23 protein-coding genes and 1 riboswitch are annotated in these 24,764 nt (G+C 45.6%); of the genes, 18 read left to right on the plus strand and 5 right to left on the minus strand.

Going from position 1 to position 24,764, the window contains the following annotated elements; all coding sequences use genetic code 11:
• The first annotated feature begins 91 nt into the window (after positions 1–91).
• The 13 genes from BLT53_RS17820 to BLT53_RS17880 all read left to right on the plus strand — a co-directional run bounded on the left by BLT53_RS17820 (position 92) and on the right by BLT53_RS17880 (position 12,195).
• Positions 92–589 carry a GNAT family N-acetyltransferase gene (locus BLT53_RS17820; RefSeq protein WP_090237106.1) on the plus strand — a complete coding sequence of 166 codons (498 nt, stop codon included), beginning with the start codon at positions 92–94 and terminating at the stop codon, positions 587–589.
• Positions 590–768: 179 nt separating this feature from the next.
• Positions 769–1,818, plus strand: coding sequence for a LacI family DNA-binding transcriptional regulator (locus tag BLT53_RS17825; protein WP_090237108.1), 1,050 nt, complete (start codon positions 769–771; stop codon positions 1,816–1,818).
• 92 nt (positions 1,819–1,910) lie between these two features.
• Positions 1,911–3,251, plus strand: coding sequence for an L-fucose:H+ symporter permease (gene fucP / locus BLT53_RS17830; RefSeq protein WP_090237109.1), 1,341 nt, complete (start codon positions 1,911–1,913; stop codon positions 3,249–3,251).
• A gap of 75 nt (positions 3,252–3,326) precedes the next feature.
• Complete coding sequence (locus tag BLT53_RS17835) at positions 3,327–4,340, plus strand: aldose 1-epimerase family protein (RefSeq protein ID WP_090237111.1); 1,014 nt, start codon at positions 3,327–3,329, stop codon at positions 4,338–4,340.
• A 12-nt stretch (positions 4,341–4,352) separates the two neighbouring features.
• Positions 4,353–5,273, plus strand: coding sequence for a ribokinase (gene rbsK, locus BLT53_RS17840; RefSeq protein ID WP_090237113.1), 921 nt, complete (start codon positions 4,353–4,355; stop codon positions 5,271–5,273).
• Between the two features lie 127 nt (positions 5,274–5,400).
• The gene (locus BLT53_RS17845) at positions 5,401–6,420 is read left to right on the plus strand and encodes a LacI family DNA-binding transcriptional regulator (RefSeq protein WP_090237114.1); all 1,020 of its coding nucleotides are present in this window, start codon (positions 5,401–5,403) and stop codon (positions 6,418–6,420) included.
• Positions 6,421–6,564: 144 nt separating this feature from the next.
• Positions 6,565–6,870, plus strand: a complete 306-nt coding sequence (locus tag BLT53_RS17850; RefSeq protein WP_090237116.1) for a hypothetical protein — start codon at positions 6,565–6,567, stop codon at positions 6,868–6,870.
• A gap of 185 nt (positions 6,871–7,055) precedes the next feature.
• On the plus strand, positions 7,056–7,910 hold the full coding sequence (locus BLT53_RS17855; protein WP_170834418.1) for an amidohydrolase family protein: 855 nt from the start codon (positions 7,056–7,058) through the stop codon (positions 7,908–7,910).
• Positions 7,907–8,722: an SDR family NAD(P)-dependent oxidoreductase gene (locus BLT53_RS17860; RefSeq protein WP_090237118.1), complete on the plus strand. Its 816-nt coding sequence runs from the start codon at positions 7,907–7,909 to the stop codon at positions 8,720–8,722. The genes BLT53_RS17855 and BLT53_RS17860 overlap by 4 nt, the downstream gene beginning before the upstream one ends.
• Before the next feature lie 36 nt (positions 8,723–8,758).
• Positions 8,759–9,184 (plus strand): RbsD/FucU family protein, encoded by a 426-nt coding sequence (locus tag BLT53_RS17865; RefSeq protein ID WP_090237120.1) that lies wholly within the window; start codon positions 8,759–8,761, stop codon positions 9,182–9,184.
• Between the two features lie 102 nt (positions 9,185–9,286).
• The gene (gene fucP / locus BLT53_RS17870; RefSeq protein ID WP_090237122.1) at positions 9,287–10,627 is read left to right on the plus strand and encodes an L-fucose:H+ symporter permease; all 1,341 of its coding nucleotides are present in this window, start codon (positions 9,287–9,289) and stop codon (positions 10,625–10,627) included.
• 224 nt (positions 10,628–10,851) lie between these two features.
• Entirely contained in the window at positions 10,852–11,121 is a 270-nt protein-coding gene (locus BLT53_RS17875) for a carbohydrate-binding protein (protein ID WP_090237123.1), read from the plus strand.
• A gap of 18 nt (positions 11,122–11,139) precedes the next feature.
• Entirely contained in the window at positions 11,140–12,195 is a 1,056-nt protein-coding gene (locus BLT53_RS17880) for an NAD(P)-dependent alcohol dehydrogenase (protein ID WP_244520497.1), read from the plus strand.
• A gap of 131 nt (positions 12,196–12,326) precedes the next feature.
• Here the strand turns inward: BLT53_RS17880 and BLT53_RS17885 are convergent, their stop codons facing one another.
• A complete protein-coding gene (locus BLT53_RS17885) occupies positions 12,327–13,856 on the minus strand; it encodes a malate:quinone oxidoreductase (protein ID WP_090237125.1) in 1,530 nt (509 codons plus the stop codon).
• 579 nt (positions 13,857–14,435) lie between these two features.
• On the opposite strand from BLT53_RS17885, the gene BLT53_RS25810 reads away from it, so the two are divergent.
• From BLT53_RS25810 to BLT53_RS17905, 4 genes are all read left to right on the plus strand, one after another.
• A complete protein-coding gene (locus BLT53_RS25810) occupies positions 14,436–14,615 on the plus strand; it encodes an immunity protein YezG family protein (RefSeq protein ID WP_090237126.1) in 180 nt (59 codons plus the stop codon).
• Between the two features lie 314 nt (positions 14,616–14,929).
• Positions 14,930–15,034: riboswitch (SAM riboswitch) on the plus strand.
• 78 nt (positions 15,035–15,112) lie between these two features.
• Positions 15,113–16,126 carry a methionine ABC transporter ATP-binding protein gene (locus BLT53_RS17895; RefSeq protein ID WP_090237128.1) on the plus strand — a complete coding sequence of 338 codons (1,014 nt, stop codon included), beginning with the start codon at positions 15,113–15,115 and terminating at the stop codon, positions 16,124–16,126.
• Positions 16,116–16,781 carry a methionine ABC transporter permease gene (locus BLT53_RS17900; RefSeq protein WP_090237535.1) on the plus strand — a complete coding sequence of 222 codons (666 nt, stop codon included), beginning with the start codon at positions 16,116–16,118 and terminating at the stop codon, positions 16,779–16,781. The genes BLT53_RS17895 and BLT53_RS17900 overlap by 11 nt, the downstream gene beginning before the upstream one ends.
• 22 nt (positions 16,782–16,803) lie before the next feature.
• Positions 16,804–17,631: a MetQ/NlpA family ABC transporter substrate-binding protein gene (locus BLT53_RS17905; RefSeq protein ID WP_061974767.1), complete on the plus strand. Its 828-nt coding sequence runs from the start codon at positions 16,804–16,806 to the stop codon at positions 17,629–17,631.
• 330 nt (positions 17,632–17,961) lie between these two features.
• Here the strand turns inward: BLT53_RS17905 and BLT53_RS17910 are convergent, their stop codons facing one another.
• The 4 genes from BLT53_RS17910 to BLT53_RS17925 form a co-directional block, all read right to left on the minus strand.
• Positions 17,962–19,473 (minus strand): SagB family peptide dehydrogenase, encoded by a 1,512-nt coding sequence (locus tag BLT53_RS17910; RefSeq protein ID WP_090237129.1) that lies wholly within the window; start codon positions 19,471–19,473, stop codon positions 17,962–17,964.
• A gap of 22 nt (positions 19,474–19,495) precedes the next feature.
• Positions 19,496–21,436 (minus strand): TOMM precursor leader peptide-binding protein, encoded by a 1,941-nt coding sequence (locus BLT53_RS17915; RefSeq protein WP_090237131.1) that lies wholly within the window; start codon positions 21,434–21,436, stop codon positions 19,496–19,498.
• Positions 21,433–23,319 (minus strand): hypothetical protein, encoded by a 1,887-nt coding sequence (locus BLT53_RS17920; protein ID WP_090237133.1) that lies wholly within the window; start codon positions 23,317–23,319, stop codon positions 21,433–21,435. Before BLT53_RS17920 ends, BLT53_RS17915 begins: the two co-directional genes overlap by 4 nt.
• Positions 23,320–23,463: 144 nt before the next feature.
• On the minus strand, positions 23,464–23,778 hold the full coding sequence (locus BLT53_RS17925) for a heterocycloanthracin/sonorensin family bacteriocin (protein ID WP_139168433.1): 315 nt from the start codon (positions 23,776–23,778) through the stop codon (positions 23,464–23,466).
• A gap of 222 nt (positions 23,779–24,000) precedes the next feature.
• Here BLT53_RS17925 and BLT53_RS17930 point away from each other — a divergent pair, with 222 nt between their 5' ends.
• The gene (locus tag BLT53_RS17930) at positions 24,001–24,726 is read left to right on the plus strand and encodes a ZIP family metal transporter (RefSeq protein WP_090237136.1); all 726 of its coding nucleotides are present in this window, start codon (positions 24,001–24,003) and stop codon (positions 24,724–24,726) included.
• Positions 24,727–24,764 lie beyond the last annotated feature (38 nt).

Consider the following 24,764-nt stretch of genomic DNA (forward strand, 5'->3'; position numbering starts at 1 on the left):
AGCTTCTTTTTCTTGTTTAGTAACAGCCCCCAGACATTAAGTGATATTCTTATGGGAGTATTACTTGAATTCTTATAGGAGGTTAATAGCCATGGTAAAACTCAGATCATTCGAAACCGACGATATCAAGGAACTTCACCGCTGGTCTAATGATTCACGATCCATCTTAATGGTAGGCCGAACGCCGCTGACGTATGAACAGGTCCTCCAGGAAGTAGAAGAAAAGCGAAGGAACAACGATTTATTGCTGGGGATTGAAAATGAAGAACAGCAGCTGGTCGGATGGGTATTTCTGAAGGATATCGATCATGGACATGGAAGGGCCAGCATTGGAATCCTTCTCGCTCCCGAAGCAAGAGGGAAGGGCTATGGGAAAGTTGCCATGGAACAGATGATTGATGTTGGCTTTAAGCAGCTGAGATTGAACAAAATCTACTTAACTACGAGAGGGACCAATGAACAAGCGATTGGGCTGTATAAAAAGATTGGTTTTACGGTAGAGGGCAAGCTGAGGAAGCATGCTTATGTGGACGGCCAATACCTTGATACCTACTTTATGGGAATCCTGGCTTCTGAATGGAGGACATAAGGGTAAGGAAAGCGGTTTCAAAAACTTCTTGCATTTTCTATTTTCTCATGCTAGATTATATCCAAGAACAAAAATCTAAACGTTTACATTAATTGTTCAAAACAGACATCAAGAATACCAGGCATAAATCTATTTTTTTGTAAAAAAATCTAAACGTTTACATTTAGGAGTTTTGTCCAATGGAAGGGAAAGCAAACATTCAGGATGTGGCCAAGCGGGCGAATGTTTCGATTGCCACGGTCTCCCGGGTCATCAATAATCAGGGCGGTGTGCGCAAGCAGACGGAGGAGCGGATTCTGAAAGCCATTAAGGACCTCGGCTATATCCGTAATGCTGCGGCGCGTACGATGAAAAGCAAGGATACGAAGACAATTGGTGTCATTGTGCCGGACATCAACAACCCGTTTTTTCCATCCGTAATGGCTGGAATTGAACAGAAGGCCCGGGAAAAAGGGTACTTCGCAATCCTGAGCAGCACGAACGAATCACCGGTGGTCGAGCAGGAGATTCTGAAGAATTTCATCGAGCGCGGGGTCGACGGGGTCATCATCACGACAGCCAACGAAAACGGTGATCACCTGAAGCAGGTTCATGAGCAGGGAATTCCGATAATCGCGGTTGACCGGAGCATCCAGTACTATGACGTGGATACGGTGCTTGTCGATAACGTAAAAGGCTCCTACCAGGCGGTTCAGCACATGATTCTGCAGGGGCATGAGAAGATCGCGATCATCTGCGGTCCGCAGAACACTACGCCAGGCCGCGAGCGTTTCATCGGCTACAAAAAAGCGCTCGAGGATTACAACCTGAAGCTGGATGAGCGCTACATCTTCCAGGGAGACTTTGGTGAGCGCAGCGGGTACCAGGGGGCACACCAGCTGTATTCACTGGAAGAGCGCCCGACGGCCATTTTTTCATCCAACAACCTGATGACCATCGGGTGTGTGAAGGCGATGGGCGATCTGGACTGGAAGCTCGGGGAGGAGATTTCGTTTTTCGGGTTTGATGACGTGGATATTGCGACCTTCTTGAATCCGAAGCTCAGCGTGGTTTCGCGGCCGATGCATGCGTTAGGGGAGCTTGCTTTTCAGCTGCTGCATGAACGGATCCAGTTTAAAGATCCGGTACCGAAGCGAGAATACAAGCTGTCTCCGGAACTCATTATCCGGGAATCGTGCCGGCTGCGCTATCCGAATAATTCACCTGACGGACAATCTCTTAAAAAGTAAACAGGGTACAGAACTGGTCATTCTGTACCTCTTCTGGAAAGTGATATGTAAGCGCTTTACTACTAATCAATTTGAAAAAAGGGGATGTACACATGAAGAACAGCAACCTGATCCAGCTGCCTGACGGCTATTTGAACAAAACACCGATTTTTCAATTTATCCTGGTCTCATTGCTTTTTCCATTATGGGCCGTGGCGGCGAGTCTGAACGACATTCTGATTGCTCAATTTAAACATGTGTTTGAACTTAGTGATTTTGCGAGTGCTTTTGTACAAAGTGCATTTTACGGCGGCTATTTTGTAGTAGCCATTCCGGCTTCGATGGTCATTAAGAAAATGAGCTACAAAATTGCGATCATGACAGGGCTTCTGTTTTATATCGTGGGCTGTTCATTGTTTTACCCGGCGTCACACATGGGGACGTACACGATGTTCCTCTTCGCGATCTTTGCCATTGCCATTGGCCTGAGCTTTCTCGAAACAGCGGCCAACACCTACAGCTCAATGATTGGACCGAAAAAATACGGCATTCTTCGCTTGAACATTTCCCAGACGTTTTATCCGCTGGGATCCATCGCAGGGATTTTACTAGGAAAGTATCTTGTGTTCCAGGAGGGGGCAAGCCTAGAGTCACAAATGGCCAAAATGTCTCCGGCTGAAGCCCATGCATTTGGATTGAAGATGCTTCAGCATACCCTCCAGCCTTACAAATACATTATTTTCGTCCTGATCGCCATGCTTATTCTGTTTGCGATTACGAAGTTCCCGATTTGTAAGCCGGTGACCAACCGTGCAAAGGGCGGAGAAAAAGCTCCGGGAATCGGCCAGACACTTAAATACTTGGCAGGCAACAAACGATTCAAAAAAGGAATCGCGGCTCAGTTTTTATATGTCGGCATGCAGGTGACGGTCTGGTCGTTCACGATCCGTCTTGCGCTTGACTTGAATCCAAACTTTAACGAACGTACGGCCTCTAACTTTATGGTGTACAGCTTTATCGCCTTTTTCGTTGGGAAATTCATTGCGAACTTCCTGATGACACGCTTCTCTCCGTCCAAAATTCTGTTCAGTTATGCCATCATCGGATCCGCACTATTGGCATATGTCGTGCTCGTCCCGAACATGACGGCGGTTTATGCGGCAATTGGAGTGAGCATGCTGTTTGGTCCTTGCTGGCCGACAATTTATGCTGAAACGCTTGAAGTGGTGGATAAGAAATACACTGAAACAGCGGGTGCGATCCTTGTCATGGCGATTGTCGGCGGTGCTGTGATTCCGGCTCTGCAAGGCTATGCGTCTGACGTATTCGGCTCCATGCAAACGGCGTTCCTTGTATCCATGGCCTGCTTCGTCTATGTCGGCATCTACTTCTATGGCGAAATGAAAAAGTCTGCGGTGAAAAAAACAGACAAAACGATCGAGTTGGCACAATAAATAAGTAAACCTTGTCAGGCAGCCTTTTCCTGGCTGCCTTGATAAGGTTAATCAGCAGGAAAGGGATGCTAGAACATGAATGGAATCATTGAACTTCAACGAGAGTTTTTTAAAGAAAACAAGAAAGTGATCTATCGTGACGATGAATTTACGGCAAGCCTTTTCCGTTATCCGTCGGGAGTGGAGGCGATTGAGCTGACGAACTCGCGGGGCGTGATGGTCGTGCTGCCATATATGGGGCAGATCATCTGGGACCTTGCGTTTGATGGGGTCGATTTGAAAATGAAAAATATGTTCTCACAGCCAAAGAACGTGCGTGAGATCGTGGATACGTACGGATGCTTTTCGTTTCATTCCGGATTGATTGCCAATGGCTGTCCGGGACCGGAGGATGATCACGAGCTGCACGGGGAAATGGCATGTGCCGAAATGGACCGTGCGTGGCTCGAAATCAGCCGCCAGGGTATTAAGGTGGGTGGCGAAGCTGAATATGTAAAAGGATTCGGCCATCACTATTTGGCATCTCCGAGTGTTAAAATGGGCAGAGGAGATTCATTTATTGAAATCAGAATGACGGTGAAAAATCTCTCCGGTGCACAGATGCCGCTCCATTATATGTGCCATACCAACTATGCGTATGTGGAAAACGGCGTCATGAAGCAAAGCATTCCAGATGATGCATTCGTGCTTCGGGAATCGATTCCAGCCCATGTAAGGCCGACGGAACAATGGCTCGGATATAATAAAAAGCTGTTGAGCGGGGAGGAAACGCTCAATGTACTGAACCAGCCGGACATGTATGATCCTGAGATTGTCTTTTTTGCCGACCAACTCGATCAATACGGGGAGGAAGTGGAATTCGAGATGCAATCACCGGATGGCACCATCTTTTTCACGAAATTTCCAACAGCCGAATTAAACTATGCCACACGCTGGCTTCTGTATAACAGCGATCAGCAGGTAGGAGCTTTCGTGCTGCCGGCCACCTGCCGGCCAGAAGGGTTTAAGGCCGCAGATAAAGCGGGAACGCAGATCAAGCTTGGTGCCGGAGAGGAACGTTCCTTTACCGTCATTACCGGAAAGAAATAGGGAGGGAGAACAATGGATATTGCAGTGATTGGATCCAACATGGTGGATTTGATTTCGTATATTGATAAGATGCCAAAAGAAGGGGAAACGCTTGAAGCGCCGGATTTTGAAATCGGCTGTGGAGGAAAAGGGTGCAACCAGGCTGTGGCCGCGGCCAAGCTGGGCTCTGACGTCATGATGGTGACAAAAGTCGGTGATGATTTGTTTGCCGATAACACAATTAATAACCTCGAGAAGTATGGCATTGATACGGAATATACCGTTAAAGTGCCCGGTACGTCCAGTGGCGTGGCGCCAATTTTCGTGGATCCGGATTCCAAGAACCGTATCTTGATCATTAAAGGAGCGAACAAGCATCTTTCGCCAGAGGATGTAGATGGTGCAGCAGAAAAGCTGAAACAATGCTCCCTGATCGTCCTGCAGCTGGAAGTTCCGCTGCCAACCGTTTACCGTGCCATTGAATTTGGAAATGAGCAAGGGATCCCGGTCATCCTGAACCCGGCGCCGGCTTCCAAGGAAATGGACTTTGAGTATGTGTGCAAAAGCGACTTTTTTGTTCCGAACGAAAGCGAGCTGGAGATTCTAACGGACCTGCCGGTGGAAACCGACGAACAGATTCGCACGGCCGCCATGACGCTCGTAGAGCGCGGAGTAAAGAACGTCATTGTAACGATGGGCAGCCGCGGTGTGATGTGGGTAACGAAGGACAATGTCCAAACGGTATCCTCTCACAAAGTGGATGCGATGGATACAACAGGTGCCGGCGACGCCTTCATCGGCTGCTTCTCCCACTACTACGTTAAAACCGGTGATGTGCTCGAATCCATGAAAAAGGCCACTGCCTTTGCTGCACTTAGTGTGACCAAGCGGGGGACGCAGACTTCGTATCCGGAATTGGCGGAAGTCGAAGAGTTTTTGAAAGAGAGAGTTTAAATGTTGAGCACCGGCCTGGTGTAAAGGCTGGTGTTTGCTTTTATACACGTCACTCTTCTTCCTGATAAAAGTTTGGTACACTATCTATAATAGATAGAACGGGAAAACAAGAAGGCAGGTAAGTAATGTGACGACGATATATGATATTGCCAAACGAGCCAACGTTTCCTCCATGACCGTCTCAAGGGTCATTAATAACAAAGGAAACATCAGTGAAGCAACAAGAAAAAAGGTAGAGGAAGCCATTAGGGAATTAAACTATATCCCGAATTCTGCCGCCCAAAGCCTTAATTTAAAGAAAACGAAGCTGCTTTCTCTCGTTATTACGGACATTACCAATCCCTTTTTTACTAAAGTGGCGAGAGGAGCTACAGATAAAGCCAACCAGATGGGATATCAGCTCATTCTTTGTAATACCGATGAGGATTACGAGAAGGAAAGCGAGTATATTGATGCATTGATTGCGAAGCGGGTGGATGGGGTCATTATCGCACCGACTGGTGATTCTTCGCTTAAAAATTTAAAAAAGTTAATGAAAAACAGAATCCCTTTTACGTTGATTGACCGCAAAATTGAAAATGTACCGTGTGATATGGTGCTTGGGGATAATTACGAGGGAACACGATATCTGCTTCAGCACCTCATCACCAATGGTCACCAACGAATCGCGATGGTCCATGGACCATTGACCATTTCAACGTCGAAGGAACGATATCAGGCGTATGTCGAGACGTTGAAGTTAAATGACCTCACTGTGAGTCCTTCCTTTTTGATTGAAGACCATTACAAGCAGGAAGACCAATTGGCGGGCATTAACCATCTGCTTGAACTTCCGGAGGATGAGCGCCCTACCGCGTTCTTTGCCGTTAACAATTTTATAGCGATTAAGCTCATTAAACAGCTCCGCCAGGGAGGCCTTCGGGTCCCGGAGGATATGGCAGTCGTGTGCTTTGATGACCTTGAACTTTTTATCGAGCTGGATCCATTTTTAACGGTATCCTCGCAGCCTGCCTATGACTTCGGTTACATGGGCACGCAACTGGTCATTGAGCGGGTAGAAGGAAATAGTCCGACCGGTTACCGGTCCATTAATTTAAAGCCGGAATTGGTAATCAGAAAATCATCAGGAACTTCTATTAAAGAATAAAAGGGACAACCTGGATTTCTGTATAGTTAGCAATGTCTACTGTTATGTAATGCAATATCCTCATTTTTCCATAAGAGGATTTACAACCCTTCGGATACCGTAAAATGGAAGTTAGTGAAAAATACATTCTATAGGAGGATAACCTTGGCCCTTTTAATGGTGATTTCACTTGCCGTCTTCATTTTAATTAACTGGATTCCCTATGCTTTAAATAAAAAGTTTAATGCTCGTTATTGGGTTTCTGGCATTGTCATTACGGTGATCGGTCCAACCATTGGTTATGTGGCTATTCGGATCTTTTTTCACCTCATTACAAATGATGAACAGCAAGCTTATGACGCTTACTTTACTGGGTTCGGTTTAGGGTTACTCCTTACACTTAGTGGTATCATATATATTCTTGCTGCCATTGTTTCGACGATTAAAAAGAACAGGCATGTGAGCCGGTAGAAAACATCCCTGTTCCTTCATAAACGGGATGACTGTTATTAAAGCCAGGGTGCAAACTTTGGCTTTTTTTATGTAGGTTTCTCAAGTTTATAAATTTAACCTGAAATTAATTGACAATTCTAACTACTTTTGTTATTAATAATGTTACCGGTAACATTAAAATGAACATAAAGGGAGGAATGTGGATGATTGATAGCCATCAGCACTTTTGGAAGCTGGAGAGAGGCGATTATGGATGGCTGATGGAAGACATGGAGGTTCTCTATCGGGATTACCTGCCTGAAGATTTGGTTCCTATGCTAGAACAATTCGATATATCCGGAACAATCGTGGTTCAAGCCGCACCTACATACGAAGAAACCTTATTTCTATTATCACTATATGAACGTCATGACTGGATCAAAGGAGTGGTCGGCTGGCTCGATCTGTCTTCACCTGCTTTTCCAGAGCAATTGAAAGAACTTCTAAATCACCCGGGTGTGGTTGGTCTTCGTCCGATGCTGCAGGACATCGAGGAAAGTGACTGGATTCTGCAGGAGCAAGTTGTTGAAAATGTGAAGCACCTTCACAAAAAAGATCTGCCGCTTGATTTGCTGATTAACAAAAAACACATTCCATTTGTACTGAAGTTATTGAAAGCGCTTCCTGAATTAAGAGCTGTGGTGGACCATATGGCTAAACCGAATATTGCAGAGGGGGAGCTGTCTGATTGGAAGGAAGACATGAAGGCTCTCGCACAATATCCCAATGTGTGGTGTAAGGTCTCCGGATTCATGACAGAAGCCGTTCCGTACGAATGGAGACCAGAGGATTTTAATCCATACATCCAGCATGTCCTAGACGTATTTGGTCCATCGCGACTGCTGTTTGGTTCTGATTGGCCCGTCTGCTTATCAGCGGGAAGCTATGGCGATGCCATTAACATTATCAATCAAAATTTTCCTGATTCACTTACACCAGAAGAGAAAGAGGATATCTTCACGGAGAATGCCAAGACATTTTACCGACTAAATACCAAGACAGAGGAGAGTACAAGATGAGCAAATTCACGAACCGTACCGCACTTGTTACAGGAGGAAGCCAGGGAATTGGAGCAGCGATCGTAAAACGATTGGCAGAAGAAGGAGCTAATGTAGCCATTAACTATCTGTCATCAAGTGACCTTGAAAAGGCTGTCCAAGTAAAGGAGTACGTTGAAGTACAATTTGGGGTCCGTGCACTCACTGTTCAAGGGAATGTGGGCATGAAGCAGGATGTCGATCAAATGATCAGTGAAGTGGAACAGGAACTGGGGCCAGTGGATATCTTAGTCAACAATGCCGGAATCGCTCCATTTGAACCATTTTTACGTCTTTCAGAAGAAACGTGGGATCGAACCTACCAGACGAATGTGAAATCGATCTTTCTAACCTCGCAGCGGGTGGCGAAGTCCATGATTCAAAGAAAATACGGAAAAATTGTAAATATCGCTTCGACAGCCAGTGTAATGGTCACCAGTCCTGTGGTGCCGCACTATATCTCATCCAAAGCAGCAGCCAGTCATTTAACCAAAGCTCTGGCGATCGAACTGGGCAAATACAACATTAACGTCAACGCCGTTGGTCCAAGCACAACCGCCACACAGATGTGCGAAGAATATCTGGCAGACCCGGAAATTCTTGAAAAAGAAATTGAAGCCAATCCAATGAAACGATTGGGGACAGAAAAGCAAATCGGTGATGCGGTCGTCTTCCTGGCATCCGAGGAAGCCATGCAAATCAACGGCCATTTACTGATGGTAGATGGGGGTTTAACAGTTAAGGCGGCACAACCGGAGGATCACATGGATCACGAGCAGGAGGTTACCCTTTGATGAAAAGTTTTATGAAATACAGAGGAGAAGGAAGACATGCTTAAAGGGATACCCTCGATCCTGTCTCCTGAGTTGCTCAAGGTATTGATGGAAATGGGGCATGGTGATGAAATTGTCATTGCGGATGGGAATTTTCCGGCGGCAAGCCACGCCCGCCGGCTGGTTCCCGGCTATGGCCACAGCGTCTGTGACTTTTTGCACGCTATTTTAGATTTATTTCCCCTTGATACCTATGTAGAGGCTCCTGTTCTGTTGATGAACCCTGTAGAGGGGGATGACAAGAATCCGCCGATCTGGAAAGAATTCGAAAAAGTTGTTGAAGCAGCCAACGGAAATAAGGTGCCAATTGAAAAGCTGGAACGGCACGCGTTTTATGAACGGAGCAAGGCGGCTTATGCGATTCTTGCGACAAGTGAACATGTGCCGTATGCCAATATCATTTTGAAAAAAGGTGTTTTATAAACAACGTGGATAAAAGTGGGCACTGAATCGAATGATCAGTGTCTTCTCTTAAGAAGTATTGTAAGCCCTTATATTTATAATTGAACAGAAGGGGAGTTACCCATGAAAAACGATTCTATTGTTCAGTTGCCTGATGGCTATTTAAACCGCACTCCTGTCTTTCAATTTATTCTCGTGTCATTGCTTTTCCCGATGTGGGCAGTTGCGGCAAGCTTAAATGATATTCTGATTGCCCAATTTAAACATGTGTTTGAACTCAGTGATTTTGCGACTGCCTTTGTGCAAAGCGCCTTTTATGGCGGCTACTTCCTAATTGCACTTCCGGCTTCTATGGTCATTAAAAAGAAGAGTTACAAGTTTGGTATTATTACAGGACTTCTATTTTATATTGCAGGCTGTTCCTTATTTTATCCCGCCTCCCACATGGCGACGTATACGATGTTTTTGATTGCTATTTTTGGAATTGCCGTCGGTCTCGGCTTTCTGGAAACAGCAGCCAATACGTACAGCTCCATGATTGGTCCCCGTAAATACAGCATCTTACGATTGAACATCTCACAAACGATTTATCCTATTGGAGCGATCTCCGGCATTCTATTAGGCAAATACCTTGTTTTCCAGGAAGGAGCGAGCCTTGAAGCCCGGATGGCCAATATGTCTCCAGCCGAGGCACAATCCTTTGGATTAAATATGCTTCAACATACTCTCCAACCCTATAAATATATTATTTTTGTACTGATTGCCATACTTATTTTGTTTGCTGTTACAAAATTCCCTGCGTGTAAGTCCGCAGCTGAGGATAAGACAAATACAGCTGGTTTTAAAGAATCTCTTAAATACCTTGGAGCTAATTCGCGCTTCCGCAAGGGAGTTGGAGCTCAGCTTTTGTATTGCGGCATGCAGACCGCCGTGTGGTCGTTTACCATTCGTCTGGCTTTGGACATGAACTCAGGCATCAATGAAAGAGCTGCTTCCAACTTTATGGTGTACAGCTTCATTTGCTTCTTTGCCGGAAGGTTCATTGCGAACTTTTTGATGGCACGGTTCAAGCCGGCCAAGGTGCTCTTCTGTTATTCCATACTTGGTGCTCTTACGCTTGCTTATGTTGCATTTGTGCCAAACACCACTGCCGTTTATGCAGCCATTGGTGTTAGTCTGCTGTTTGGACCATGCTGGCCAACGATTTACGGAAATACGCTGGAAGTGGTCAAAGACAAAAAATATACCGAAACCGCAGGCGGATTCCTCATCATGTCCATTGTGGGCGGAGCTGTCATTCCGGCCATACAGGGATATGCCTCCGACTTGTTCGGTTCCATGCAGACAGCCTTCCTCGTTTCCATGGCCTGCTTTATCTACATCGGCTTTTACTTTTATGGTGAAATGAAAAATCAGGAGACTGTTCAGAAAACCACTAAATCGTCTGTGAAGTTGGCACGGTAAAAAACATTAGTTATAAAGGTCAAACAGGTTCAGTTTGTTTATGAGCCTGTTTTTATTCGTTTATCGGGGAACATGCCTTGAAATTCAGTCGCTTTTCGAATAGTATGAATACTATAGTTTGTTTAATGGGTAAACATAGTAGCCGGTCACCTGAGATTTAAACGAGTGTTTAATAATAAAAAGGTGGATAGTGGCTGAGGCGGCGGAATAAGAACCACATAGTAGTGAGTGACGGCGTTTATATTTCAACCAGACAAAATGAAGCCGGTTGGGAGGTTGTCCCTAACGGCCATTCAACGATTGATAAAAACACTATTCATATCCGGTTTGAAAATGCGGATGGGGAAAGCCGGCAGATGGTGGAATTCTCGCATTCCAATGGAGATGACGAGAGAGTATTTAATCTGGAGAAGGTAACTGGGATTCAAAAGGTGACGTTTGTCTTCCTGCCAGGAAGCAACTTCGACTTTAACTGGTTTCGGTTCGAACAATAATCAAAAGGAGAGATGGACATGGCAAACGCAACGATGGATGCGGCAGTGCTTACCGAATTGAAACATATTGAACTTCAGGAGCTTGGCATTCCGGCACCAAAAGACAACGAGGTGCTCATTCGTGTAAGGGCTGTGGGATTATGCGGCTCAGATATTCATTACTACGAACATGGCAGGATCGGAGGCTACGTGGTTGAGAAGCCGATCATCCTTGGACATGAGGTTTCCGGAGACATTGTGGCTGTCGGGGAAAAGGTTCAAAACCTGAAAGAAGGCCAGCGAGTGGCAATCGAGCCGGGTGCAACATGCGGTGAATGTGAGCACTGCAAAGCGGGCCGCTACAATCTTTGCCCGGATGTGGAGTTTCTCGCCACCCCGCCGTATGATGGCGTGTTCTGCGAATACGTGGCGATGCGGGAGGATCTTGTGTTTCCGATTCCAGATGGGATGAGCTACGAAACAGCCGCGCTCGTTGAGCCGTTTTCTGTTGGTGTTCATGCCATTACAAGAGGAAGGCTTGATGCGGGCGAATCCGTAATTATTATGGGTATGGGGCCGATTGGAATGGTGACTGCAGCCGCAGCCAAAATGGCAGGAGCCCGGCAAATCATTGGGGTGGATCTGGAACAAAGCCGCCTGAATACAGCGAAGGAGATGGGTGTCACCCATACAATCAATCTCAGGGAAGATGATTTGGCTCAGAAGTTAAATGAATTTACCGCCGGTCGAGGGGTGGACCTGGCGATTGAAACGGCCGGCAGTCCGAAAGCCGTTCAGGGAACGATCTTTTCTGTCCGCAAAGGCGGTAGAGTAGCCATCGTCGGTATGTCTCCGCAGGATGAAGTTCCAATGAATGTAGCTCAGATCATTGATAAGGAAATCGATATTATGGGAGTATTCCGCTATCATCACACTTACCCAAAAGCGCTCGAGATGCTCTCCAAAGCAGAGATTAACATTGAAACCATCATTACGGATAAATACACAATGGAACAGACCGCCGATGCCTTTGAAAAAGCGATTCATGACAAAACCAACACACTCAAGATTATGATTTATCCGAGTGGAGAGTGATTGAGAAAAGGTGCTGCCTGTTAGCGGCAGTGCCTCCCTTAGTATGCAAGTCCGTTAGATCTGGCATAAAAAAACCTTCAACCCCAAGAGGGATCGAAGGTTTTATTGATCTGCAAATTAAACGTTTTCACTTAGTAGACTGTTTCTGTTGTTTTTTCGTCTTTAAAGACGGGTTCTTTTTTTTTAAGACCGAGCGACTCGGCTGTGGATTGATGAATTTTTCTCAGCAGATCCGGATTCTCCATCAAAGAAAGACCGTAGGAAGGAATCATTTCTTTGATTTTCGGCTCCCACTCTTTCATGCGATCAGGGAAACATTTGCTGATGATTTCAAGCATAACGTGAACCGCTGTGGAAGCACCCGGAGATGCACCCAGCAATGCGGCGATGGTTCCGTTGGCACCAGTAACCACTTCTGTACCGAACTGAAGGGTTCCTTTACCGCCAGCTTCTGTATCTTTGATAACCTGCACACGCTGGCCTGCCACCACTAGATCCCAATCTTCGCTTTTCGCGTTCGGGATAAATTCACGAAGCTCATCCATGCGCTGTTCCTTGGATAACATCACTTGCTGGATCAGATATTTGGTCAGGGACATTTCCTTTACGCCAGCAGCCAGCATCGTTAAGATATTATCCGGCTTAACAGAAGTAATCAAATCGAACATGGAGCCGGTTTTTAAGAACTTTGGTGAGAAGCCGGCAAATGGTCCGAACAGCAGGGACTTTTTGTTATTTATAAATCGTGTGTCCAGATGCGGAACGGACATCGGAGGAGCACCCACTTTGGCTTTTCCATAAACTTTTGCATGGTGCTGCTCAATGACTTTTGGATTGTTACATACCATGAAAATACCGCTTACCGGGAATCCGCCAATATGCTTTCCTTCAGGAATCCCTGACTTTTGCAGTAGATGAAGGCTTCCGCCGCCACCGCCGATAAAGACAAATTTTGCTTTATGGCGTTCCACGGTACCGCTGTCAATATTCTTAATTTTCAGTTCCCAAGATCCGTCACTTGCACGCTTTAAATCATTGACACCATGCCCATAGAGTACATCCACATTTTTCGTTTTTAAATGATCAAACAGGATACGGGTTAGTGCACCAAAGTTAACATCCGTTCCGGAGTCAATCTTTGTAGCCGCAATCGGTTCGTCCATTTTACGGCCTTCAAGAATAAGTGGAATCCATTCCAGTAATTTCTCCGTATCTTCGGAAAACTCCATTCCTTGGAACAGTGGATTCTTTGACAGCGCTTCAAACCGTTTCTTCAGGAAGTTCACATTTTTCTCGCCTTGCACCAAACTCATATGAGGAAGAGGCATGATAAATTCCTCTGGTTTCTGAATGAGCTTGCGATTTACCAGATGAGACCAGAACTGCATGGATACCTGAAACTGTTCATTTATGTTTATTGCTTTACTAATATCAATGGATCCATCGGGCTTTTCAACCGTATAGTTAAGCTCGCACAGTGCCGCGTGTCCTGTTCCCGCATTGTTCCATTCATTGGAACTTTCCTCGCCTGGTTTTCCGAGCTTCTCAAACACTTTAATATTCCATTCCGGTACTAATTCTTTCAAGAGAGTTCCTAATGTCGCACTCATGATTCCGGCGCCAATTAAAATGACGTCTGTGTTAGTTTCTCTGTTGCTCATTTATACCAACCTTTTCGCCTAATATTTGCAGAAAAGTTGCAGGAGTCACACCAAGTCAAGGTGCAATCGAGTCACACACTTTCCTGTCTTAATGAAAACGATATCATCACGGATTACAATAATTAATGGATTGAACTATCTCTATTATATGACAAATATCAATTATTTGAAAGCTGGTAGAAAGTGAGAAGCGCAAATAATTGCAGAAAAACCGATGATTTTTATCGATTTTTATAGGAAAGTCCGTTTCTATCGTAAAAAAACATTAAAATTTATCCAATTAAAGAGAGTTCCTTATTTTTTAGTAAGCTGGTGGGGTGTTTTATTGGGTGCCTATTTTTGCAATAAAGATTGAACAGAAAGCATTAATAAGGAATAGCGAGGTATAATGGAAATGAAAACTATGAAGAATATTTATCATGATGCAGCCAATCTTATAAACTAAATTATCCCAGATTGTGGGAGACGGTATACATTTATGCTTTATTTTATTATGTTTCAAAAGAAAGCAATAAGCTTATTTATAGCCATAATATACCTGAATTATTATTTAATGTGGAACAGGACAATTAGGATGAAATGTATCGTAACCTGTATTTTCTTTTTGATGATTTAAGATCTGAATTTATAATGAATCAACAAGAAGTATGGACAAGTCTCACCTTTACGTTACAAAACGATGGTGAGTTTAAAATTGACTCCGATTATAGGGACCTCTCTAATATGGCCTCTAGAGCACCAGACATATTGGGAATATAAAATGCTAGGAATGCTCCCTGAAGACGATTTTAAACAAGGCGTTTTGGATTCTTGTCTGGAGAAATTGGCAGAGAGCAAATAAATGAGAATGGTCGCTTTAAACGGTTTTAAGATGATGTGGTTAAAACCATCAACCAAATGATTCCTGAAAAAAAACTAACCGTTAACTTTTAATTTTCATAAATGGTAATAAACTCTATCTTCATATTTCTTAATGAAAGCGTTTAATCCCGACCATTCCACGCAGAATAGTATTGACAAGGATAAAAAAGAATTTTATGATTAAAAATGTTCTAATAATAATATAATAACTGTTCTTATCAAGAGAGACTGAGGGATTAGGCCCAATGACGTCCGGCAACCTCCATATGGAAAGGTGCCACTTCCTGCAGAATGAACTTCATTCTGAAAGATAAGGTGAGATTGAATGCATAATCAAAAGCCTCTTTCATGATGAAAGGGGCTTTTTTACATTGAAAGAAAAGGGGGGCAATTTCTTGATCGAAGTGAACAACCTGGTAAAGGTGTATCGTTCAAAGAAGAAAGAAATCGTAGGGGTGAACAACGTTTCCCTTAATGTAAAAGAAGGGGAAATCTACGGCATTATCGGGTATAGCGGTGCTGGTAAAAGCTCACTTATCCGCTGTTTGAATTTGCTTGAAAAGCCAACATCGGGTCATGTGAAAATTGATGGAGTCGACCTTACGACGCTGAAAGGTGATGGCCTGCGAAAAGCACGATTAAAAATCGGGATGATCTTTCAGCATTTTCATCTCGTGAGCTCAAAAACGGTTTATGAAAATATTGCGTTTGCACTTAAAGCAGCAGGAAAGACGAAAGCTAAAGCAAATAAGCGTGTCTTGGAACTTTTGGATCTGGTCGATCTGACTGATAAAAAAGACCAGTATCCGGCACAGTTGAGTGGTGGACAAAAACAAAGAGTAGGGATTGCCAGGGCACTTGCCAACAATCCAAAGGTGCTGTTATGCGATGAGGCGACCTCAGCACTAGATCCGAGTACAACCAAATCCATTCTCAATCTGTTAAAAGATATAAATAAAAAACTTGGACTGACCATCGTTCTGATAACGCATGAGATGGAAGTGGTGAAGGAGATTTGCCATAAAATCGCGGTTATGCAGAACGGGGAAGTGATCGAAGAGGGAGAGGTGTATGAGATTTTTTCCAATCCGAAAAAGCCGCTGACCCGGGATTTCATTAATAGTATCCTTCAGTTCGATCTTCCAGAGCAGCTGATTGAGAAAAGAAAGGGAACCATCATCAAGATCCAGTTTAAAGGTGAAATCGCTGAGGAGTCTGTCGTATCCGAGCTTTTCCAGCGGTATCAGGTGAAAGGAAACATCCTGCACGGCAAAATAGAATACATTCAGGATACACCTCTTGGCATTTTCATTATGGAATTGACGGGAGAAGCGTCTGAAGTAAAAAAGGCAATTGATTACATCACCAGCAAAACGAGAAGCCTGGAGGTGGTCCATGATGCTGCTTGAATCGCTCGTCCAGCTTATGCCGGATATTAATAAGGCGTTTTTCGAGACTCTCTATATGGTGGGAATTTCGCTGCTTGTAGCAATTGTTCTCGGACTTCCGCTTGGTGTTTTGCTGTTTGTAACGGATAAAGGATTGTTTTTGGAGAATTCGGTGGTGAAAGGTGTTGCCGGATGGATCGTAAACTTGATTCGTTCTATTCCCTACATCATTCTTTTGGTGGCATTGCTTCCTCTAACGAATCTTCTTACCGGCACAACGATTGGCCCTACGGCGGCCTCTGTCTCTTTGTCGGTAGCAGCGATTCCTTTTTTTGCAAGAATGGTAGAAACGTCAATGAGAGAGATTGATAAGGGTGTCATAGAATCGGCGATTGCGGTGGGAGCCACTTCATGGATGATCATTAAGGATGTTCTTCTTCCGGAAGCCAAGCCTGGACTTGTTCAAGGGCTCACAATTACAACAATTAGTTTGGTCGGCTATTCTGCAATGGCCGGAATTGTTGGGGGCGGAGGTATTGGGGATCTGGCCATTCGATTTGGATACTATCGTTACGATAACACCGTTATGATTACCACGGTGGTGGTTTTGATTCTCCTTGTGCAGGTTATTCAGCTTGCGGGAGACTCTATCTCTAAAAAAGTAGATAAAAGATAATAATTAATAGGAGAGAGAAACTATGAAAAAGTATTTGTCTGCACTTATTTTACTGCTTGTAGTTGGCCTTTTGTCAGCTTGTGGATCTTCATCCAGTGGATCATCAGGCTCTGGTGATAAAAAGAATATTGCCATTGGCGCCACAGCCGGTCCATACAGCGACATGGTAACAAAAGCGATCAAGCCACAACTTGAGAAAAAGGGGTACAAAGTCAAAGTAGTAGAGTTCAGTGATTATGTACAGCCTAACCTGTCCTTATCCAAAGGATCCATTGATGCCAACTTGTTTCAACATAAGATCTATATGGAAAATTTCGCAAAAGAGAAGAACCTAAAACTGTCTGAGCTAATCAGTGTGCCAACCGCTCCAATGGGAGTATACTCTGAGAAATTTAAAAAAATAGAAGACATTAAGAATGGAAGCACCATTGCCATTGCCAATGATCCAGTAAACCTGGCAAGAACGCTGTTAATGTTCCAGGATGCCGGGCTTATTACCATCAAAAAAGATGTTAATCCATTAACGGCTTCTGAAAAAGATATACAAGACAACCCAAAGAAACTTCAGTTTAAGCCTTTGGAGGCTGCCCAATTGCCACGTGCAGTCGGAAGTGCGGATGTTTCCGCTGTACCGGGAAATTTTGCAATCGCAGCAAAAATGAATCTTCAGGATGCGTTATTCCTTGAGAACATGCCGGATCAATACCGAAATCGTGTGGTAGTGAATACGAAAGACGTGAAATCCCAGTTCGCTAAAGACATTAAAGCAGCGGTAGAGTCGAAAGAATTTGAACAAACAATGGATAAAGAATTTAAAGGCTTCGGCAAGCCGGAGTGGATGAAGAAGTAAATCTGAATAGTGTATTTTCATAAGAGTCGCTCCGGCGGCTCTTTGTTTTATATTCCAGACAATCTATACGATACAATAGAGGATAAAAAGAGCTGTAAGCAAGGGGAGGGGATGCTCCAAGGTTAAAAAGGAGGTGGGGATCATTGGCTGGTAATCTTGCTGGTAGTCATTATCGGGGCTGCTATTTTACTGGACTGGAAACGCAAAAGAAATAACAACCATTCACAACCCCCGACGCATTCAGGTGCGAAACCAGGGGACAGCTCGATTACATGATGGGTGTTAATAAATATACAAACGGCGGGGGATCCTAACCCGCCGTTTTATTCGCTATAATCGGCCCTGTAACCTCGGCAGGGGACGTGAGCTCCCTACTGGCAGGAACAACAGGCTTGTTTTTTTCCTTTCCTTCAGTTTATAGAGATCATCATAGGTATTCACATCAAACCCTAGGAGCGGATGCCCGGAGAGGTCCAACGCAGAAGCGGCGAGCAGCAAATGCTGGGAAAGAATTCCGGCCTCCATATGCTGGATGCGGTGGCCTCTGTATCCATAATCAGCTTGGTTATGGTCGCTTGAACCGGCAATGACAAAATGTAGTGGAACCTGGGCCAGGTTGACCGTGTCTGCCAGCAATCCGTCCTGCAGCTCAGTGCGGAAATCACCTTCCTCAATAAGCGATAAATCATGGCTTGATTCATCGTAAGAATAAAATCCGTTCGGTAAACCTGCCACGCTATAAGCATAGCAATACAGCGAAACATCCAATACATCCACATCATTTTTGTGCAAAGAGGCAGAGAAGGCTTCGTTTAGAAGAGCCATTAAGGCAGACTTGCTTACAGGCTTTTGATAAAAGTCAAGCCCGGGAGAATGGCGTTTTTCACAGACAGAATAAAAGTCGTACGATAACCGCTCAGTTCGAGGAGGTTTTGGTATTTCGCTTTTCTCTCTTTTCCATGTTAACGAGTTCAGCAGGCAGGCTTCATTCATTTTTAGTATTACCGGGTATGGCCTGATTTCCCTTGATCGCACGTAATGACCATGGGAAAGTGGTGGCAGTTCGCTGGATAAGGAGGCGGCAGTAATCGATTCTTCGGGTTTCTCCTCTTTAATCCACGCCAATGCCGGATCAACGGCAAGAGGAAGTATCGCATATACACTTTCCTCTTGACCGGATATCCCTAGAAGATGGTTAATGGCACGGTCAAGAAACTGATAATATACACGGCTTTGAAACCCGATCCTCCTGCCCGTTTCCAGCAGCTGGCCGATCACAAACCCGGTGTCCAGTCCCTGCAGCCGGTAGGAAAAGTTATGGTATTTGAAAAAGTTTTTCCAGAAAAAAACCGAGAGAAAAACTGTGCCAAAGGCGGAAGAAAGATCACAACGGCTCCCGAGAGCACGCTGGAGATAGCTGTCAAAATTCCCTTCTCGCAAAGCGACCAATCGGTGATGTGCTGCATCATAGTGATAAATGCCATGTGGCAGGCCTTCCATTTTTAAATAAAGATACAGCTCGCTTGGATAAAGGGCACCGCCCGAGGGGGCAAAACGCCGGAATGTGGTCCATTCTCCGGTCTGGTCATCAACCGGCAAAGTCTGGCTGATCTGGGTAAGGCCGAACGTGAATTTTAAAAAGTGGCCGAGCTCTTCTAGCGATGGAATGGATGTTTTTTTCTCTTTGAAATGGAAAAGGGGAGAAATAGGCAGTTCTACGGACGGCAATTCCTGGTACAGCTTATAGGGAAGGGGGGCGTCGTCCCAGTTCACCACCCAGTCCCCGGGCTTTACCCGGTCTGTCTCATAATGAAGTTTATATAAAAAATCATCGAGCTTCATGGTCTTCCTCCTTCGGGACGAATTATGGAAACGGATGGGGAAAGGGGTTCAGGTCGCTGACGTTCAGCGGTTTTTTTGTATAACCGAGTTTCGCCGGTACGTTTAAGACACGGTCCAATCCTTTCAGGCGAGTCAGATGATGCCCGAACGTCATGGGAATCATGCCAGGTATTATGACTTTGACACAATGAAGTCCGTTTCGTTTCAATTCCGGACTGGTTTGATCCACGACGATGACTTCCATCTGGAGATCTTGAAAAATGTTCAGGATATCCTTTAAATCGTCAAGCAAATCCGGCTGCTGGCGGGGCGGCGAGAATTCCTCGTCAAAGCGCCTTACCGGAGGTTGGGCAAGCAGGAACGACAGTCGTTCTTCTGTTTCCTTTAAGCCGTACAGCATCGAGTGGTCTTCCATTTGTTGGACGAGATAGGAATCATGGTACATGCTGACGTATTTTTCCCGGTTCTGTTCGAGCTTTTCGTCCATGTTGAGCAGCATACCGGCAATCTCTTGTACCGCACCTTTTACTGCCCTCAAAGGATCAATGTGGGCTCCGGCGGCACAAACGACGTTCATTCCTGTCGGCTTTGTGCTTTTGGCAATAGCCCAGATACTTGGGATGCCGTTTTCGGTTGTTGAATTGTACAGCCGGACTTCATAGCCAGCCACCGTGTGTAGGCGCTCGATCATGAGCTGGAATTCCTGATCATCGATTGATCCGGGATCAAGACACGGTAGAGGAAGCCGGCCGTACCATGTCATTAGGAAAGAATCACGCTCCACAATTTCAAAAATTCCGTAGAGGATGGCTTCCTCAAGACTGCCGCCAAGTGCACAGCCGTTCGAGGTTTCATAGACAAACCCTCCGCCGCATCCCAGACTGTAATAGGCAAAGGTCTCTGGGACCAACAGCGGCTGTTTCTGTGTTAGCGAGTAGCCCCACACCCAATGGATGGATCGGTCAGGAGTGAGCGGCTGGAAAGGAAAATGGGGACGATTGTATTGCTCATCTGTATGAACGCCCACCGCTTTCGGATTAAGGGCATGATCTGCCACCTCTTTATACGGCGCATAAACCGTTGTGCGTTTTCCTTTTGGCGCATAACCGCAGTATCTTTCGAGCCCCTCCAAGATGGCTCCCTGTTCACTTTGAACATAGGAATGGGTGCGTCCGGCGCATAATTCATTGCCCGTCAGCAGGGGCAGATTCACTACCGTATCAGCGAACGGCGAAGTGAGGTCGTAATGTTTTTGATTCAGAAGACCGGTTCGGTGGTCGATATAATTTCTGCCAAGTATCTTTTCCAGCTCTTCTAATGAGCGGCAGCGGAAGCTTTTGGGGGAGGTTTTAGGGCTGGGTTTCAAGTGAACTGTTGCTCTTTCTGCTGTATCCTCCGGCAGATTTCCGCATACCGGGCAGTACGGATCAGGCAGAACGAGGTGGCTGGATAGCCGGAGCGTATTTAAATGCAGAAGAAAGACATGTTCAAAGGTACGGCTTTTTTTCCCCGACAAGATGTGATGGACTTCCTCCTGTATAAGAAGGGAGGCATGTTTTAGACCGAGAGTGGAAGCCCAGGGATCATTTTCCGTTTGAGGATGGTCCATCATATATTCCTTCAGCTGGAAATGTTCTCTCCGGTTTGAACCGGCCATAAAGATACGCTGGTCTGCGCACTCTGAGCAGCCCTCATGATCAGGCTGAACAAGGGGGCCGATGCAGGCTTCGCCAAAGGCAATAAACCCCCGTAGCCAGGGAACGTGGGATGAGCGAAAGGCCTCTTCGGCTTTTCGATGTTCCCCGGGTATCCAGGAATCATGAAGCACCAGGGCCAGCGCTTGTTGATCCAAAACCGCTTCGCTTACTGTAGCTGCCCTTGATAATGGGTACTGTCCGCACAGCTCCCCGTGTACCTGATCAGCCAACATTCCGTTGCCGATAATAACGATGGATTGGCTCATGTTTGTTCCACCCCGCTTAGCACCACACCAAAAATATCCTTTGTATGTTCGTTGAAAAAGGATTCCGCTTGCAGTTCGTAAAATTGAACCTTCTGGTTTAGCCGGTTTAAAGGAGACAGAAAAGTTTCCTTCCATGTTTCTTCGTTAAAGGAAAACTCGGGCTGTTTCTCTTTATAGACAGTAACAGAGGAAGCGGTAACCCCATATGGTAAATGACAGGTTTCCTTATCCTGAGCAGTTATCAAAGCCGTTTGCAAAGCACGGCTTACCGCCATCTTTTGATTCAGTCCCACACTTCCATGCCAATTTTCGCCGGCCTTAACCCAAATCACTGGAAAACCGAGAACAGCTTCTCCAGAAAAGAGCTGAGGAGCCGGTTTGAGGGTTTTCAATGACTGCCATAAAAATTGGCACCGTTCATCTTCAAGGGAAGACAGGTTCAAAGGCGTTTCGCTGACAAAGTAATCCTGCTTTTTCTGAAACACCTCGTGAAGGGCATTCTGCAGTGCCCTGCCCATACCTTCCTCAGCGGTTTGGCCAATCCCCGCTCCCCAATTGAAGGGCCGGTTTTCACCAAAGAACTCGTTTTCATAGTTGCTGATATATTGTTCGAGGCCAAACAGACCCGCTTCAAGACGGGCTTCCTCATGGGTGAGACCTGAGCAAACGAGTTCGGGAAAGAGCCTGGATGGACCTTCTGAACGCGGATCAGCAACTTGAACCTTACACTGTGATAGCGGGAGCTGAGATAAATCAGCTTCCTCCCAAACATGAAAGATACCCGCTTCCGTCGACGTGATATGGAGGAAAAGGGGATACAGATTTGTTGGCTGATGGGCGCGGGTTTCAAGAAATTGAGCCGGGTTTTCAATAGGCTCTGCAGATACACGGCCGTTTATCAAAGGATGGGGAAGAAACGGCTGCCAGGTTCCTTCAAGTGTTTCAAGGTTGAGCTGGTAAAAGGATGTATCCTTCCGACCTTCATACACCCCTGTGACTTCTTTAAACCATTCAAAAACAGCCACGTTTGCCAACAGGGCACAAGCCGTTTGAGAAGGAGAAGTATGTGGTGCTTGATTCCGACACTGGTGAATGCGGCGAAACGCAGATTCCCAGGAAACTTCCGATTTGGCAGTGACGACAGGGCCGGCAAAAGCAAGGCCGTTTGAAATAGTAACCGGAAGAAAAGTCTTTCCCTGTTTCTTGCAAAGGGAATGAAGGGCATGAAGCTCGGTTAGATCACTGCCATGGGAACTGTAAAGAACAGAATCATAGGGTTTTAGCTCCGTGCTCCAATCATTTTTCAGGGATTGCATAATGGTGATTTTTGACTCGGAATCTTTCTTTGCGGCTTTTTTCATCATTTCATGCAGGCGAGGGCGCAGGGATTGTTGGGACTCGGTGAGGAAGATGGTAAAGCAAGGGAGACCGGATTGGATGAGAGATTGAACAAGAGAGGGAAGAAGGGAATCGGCTCCCATTACTGCGGCTTTTGTCTGGCGGTAAACCTGGAACCGGTAGGCTCCTGAATCTCGGATTTGGTCCAAATATTCGATTTGGGAAGCGTATTGACTAAGAACAGTTTCTGCCAGCTGGTGAGGTATGTTTTGGCTAACATCCCGGGCAAAACCGTTCTCGTACAGAATCTGGACGATTTTATAGACCTGTTCTTGAAAAGCCTCCGGCAGCCCATTTGTAATGGCTTGAAGGGTGTGGGTTCCGTCAAGCATCGGTGTCAGCCTTTCCAGCCAGCGGTCAATGGTGCTGCCTTCCATTCGTAACGATTTTTCATTGTTCCGGACAGCCACTCCCTGGTTCGAATCAGGAATGATAAACGTGTCCCTGTTCATTTTTAAGCACATTGAATCATTAACCTTTTGCATGAAGGCCCTCCTTTTCAGAAAACTCGATTATGACATCATTTAACTGTATGGATCGCTGATTGTCCTTTATGTCTGTCTCCATAAAGAAAAGCCCTGCATTTTGAAAGGATGCAAGACTTTTCTTTGTGTCCCTGATTCTTTTACTTAACGGTGGCCTCCGCAATGGCCGCCACAACCGCCGCAGCGTCCGCCGCAACCGCCACAGCGTGCACAACCGCCGCAGCGCGCACAACCGCCGCATCCCGCACAGCGGGCACAGCCAACGCACCCGACACAACCGCCGCAGCCGCCACAGCCTCCGCATGGTCCGATGCAGGTCCCAACCACACAGACACCAACGACGACACACTGTCGCGCAGGATCATTCATGTCCTGATACTGCGGATAGTTCGGCTGAACATTGCTGACATTGACATCTTCCGTGTTTAATCCCTCAAGATTCCACTTGAATTCATCCAATACGATAACCTCCTTTGCCTAAAAAGGTTGAACGAACTAAAGACAACGCAAGGGACGTTCTGTCTTCCTGACAACTACCCTCACCATAAAGTATGGATTCTGCTTGTACCAAGTTACCGACAGGAGCGGAATCCTGCACTTATGGGCTAAAGACTCGCTGAAATCCTGTCTTTAATAAAGAGGTTGTACATATACTGATTCATCAAGAACAAAAGGGGAGGTATTGTGGAGATTAACCTTGGAATCTACATCAGTGCTTTGGGGACGGTTCTCGGAGCCTTGCCAGCGTTGTTAATCCGTAATGTATCCCACCGTGTAAAGGATAACCTGCTGGCATACAGTGCAGGGATTATGGTGGCGGCTTCTGCTTATGCATTAATTCCATCTACTTTAAAACTCTCAAATATGTTTGTCCTGACCGTTGGCATCCTGGTTGGAACCGCCGTGCTCACCCTGCTGGAGATTGTTCTACCCCATCAGGATGCAGGACATGGAGCTGACTCTGCTCAAATCCGCCCGCTTCTCATCATTGCGGCCATGGCTATACATAATATTCCTGAAGGAATTTCCGTCGGGGTGAGCTATGCCAGTCAGTTTGCTGAATTAGGGTCTTTGGTTTCTTTTTCGATCGGCCTGCAAAATATACCGGAGGGTTTTCTTGTATGCCTCTTTCTTGTAACGAACCGGATACCAAGATTACAGGCCTTTTTATATACGGCTTTTACAGGTTTAATCGAATGTGTATCTTCGCTCATCGGGCTGCAGCTATCCGATGCATTTCTTGGCATCGTTCCATATGGACTGGCTTTTGCGGCAGGTGCTATGCTGTTTGTCGTATACAAAGAGCTGATCCCTGAAAGCCATGGTGATGGAAACGAACGCTCAGCAACCTTTTCGTTTGTCATCGGGCTGATTTCAATGATCTATCTCACCAACTTATCATTGTAGATTGAAGAAGCTAAAAAAATGACAAAAGGCAGCCACCC

This window comes from Fictibacillus solisalsi (genome assembly GCF_900103485.1).
Taxonomy (GTDB): Bacteria; Bacillota; Bacilli; order Bacillales; family Fictibacillaceae; genus Fictibacillus_C; species Fictibacillus_C solisalsi.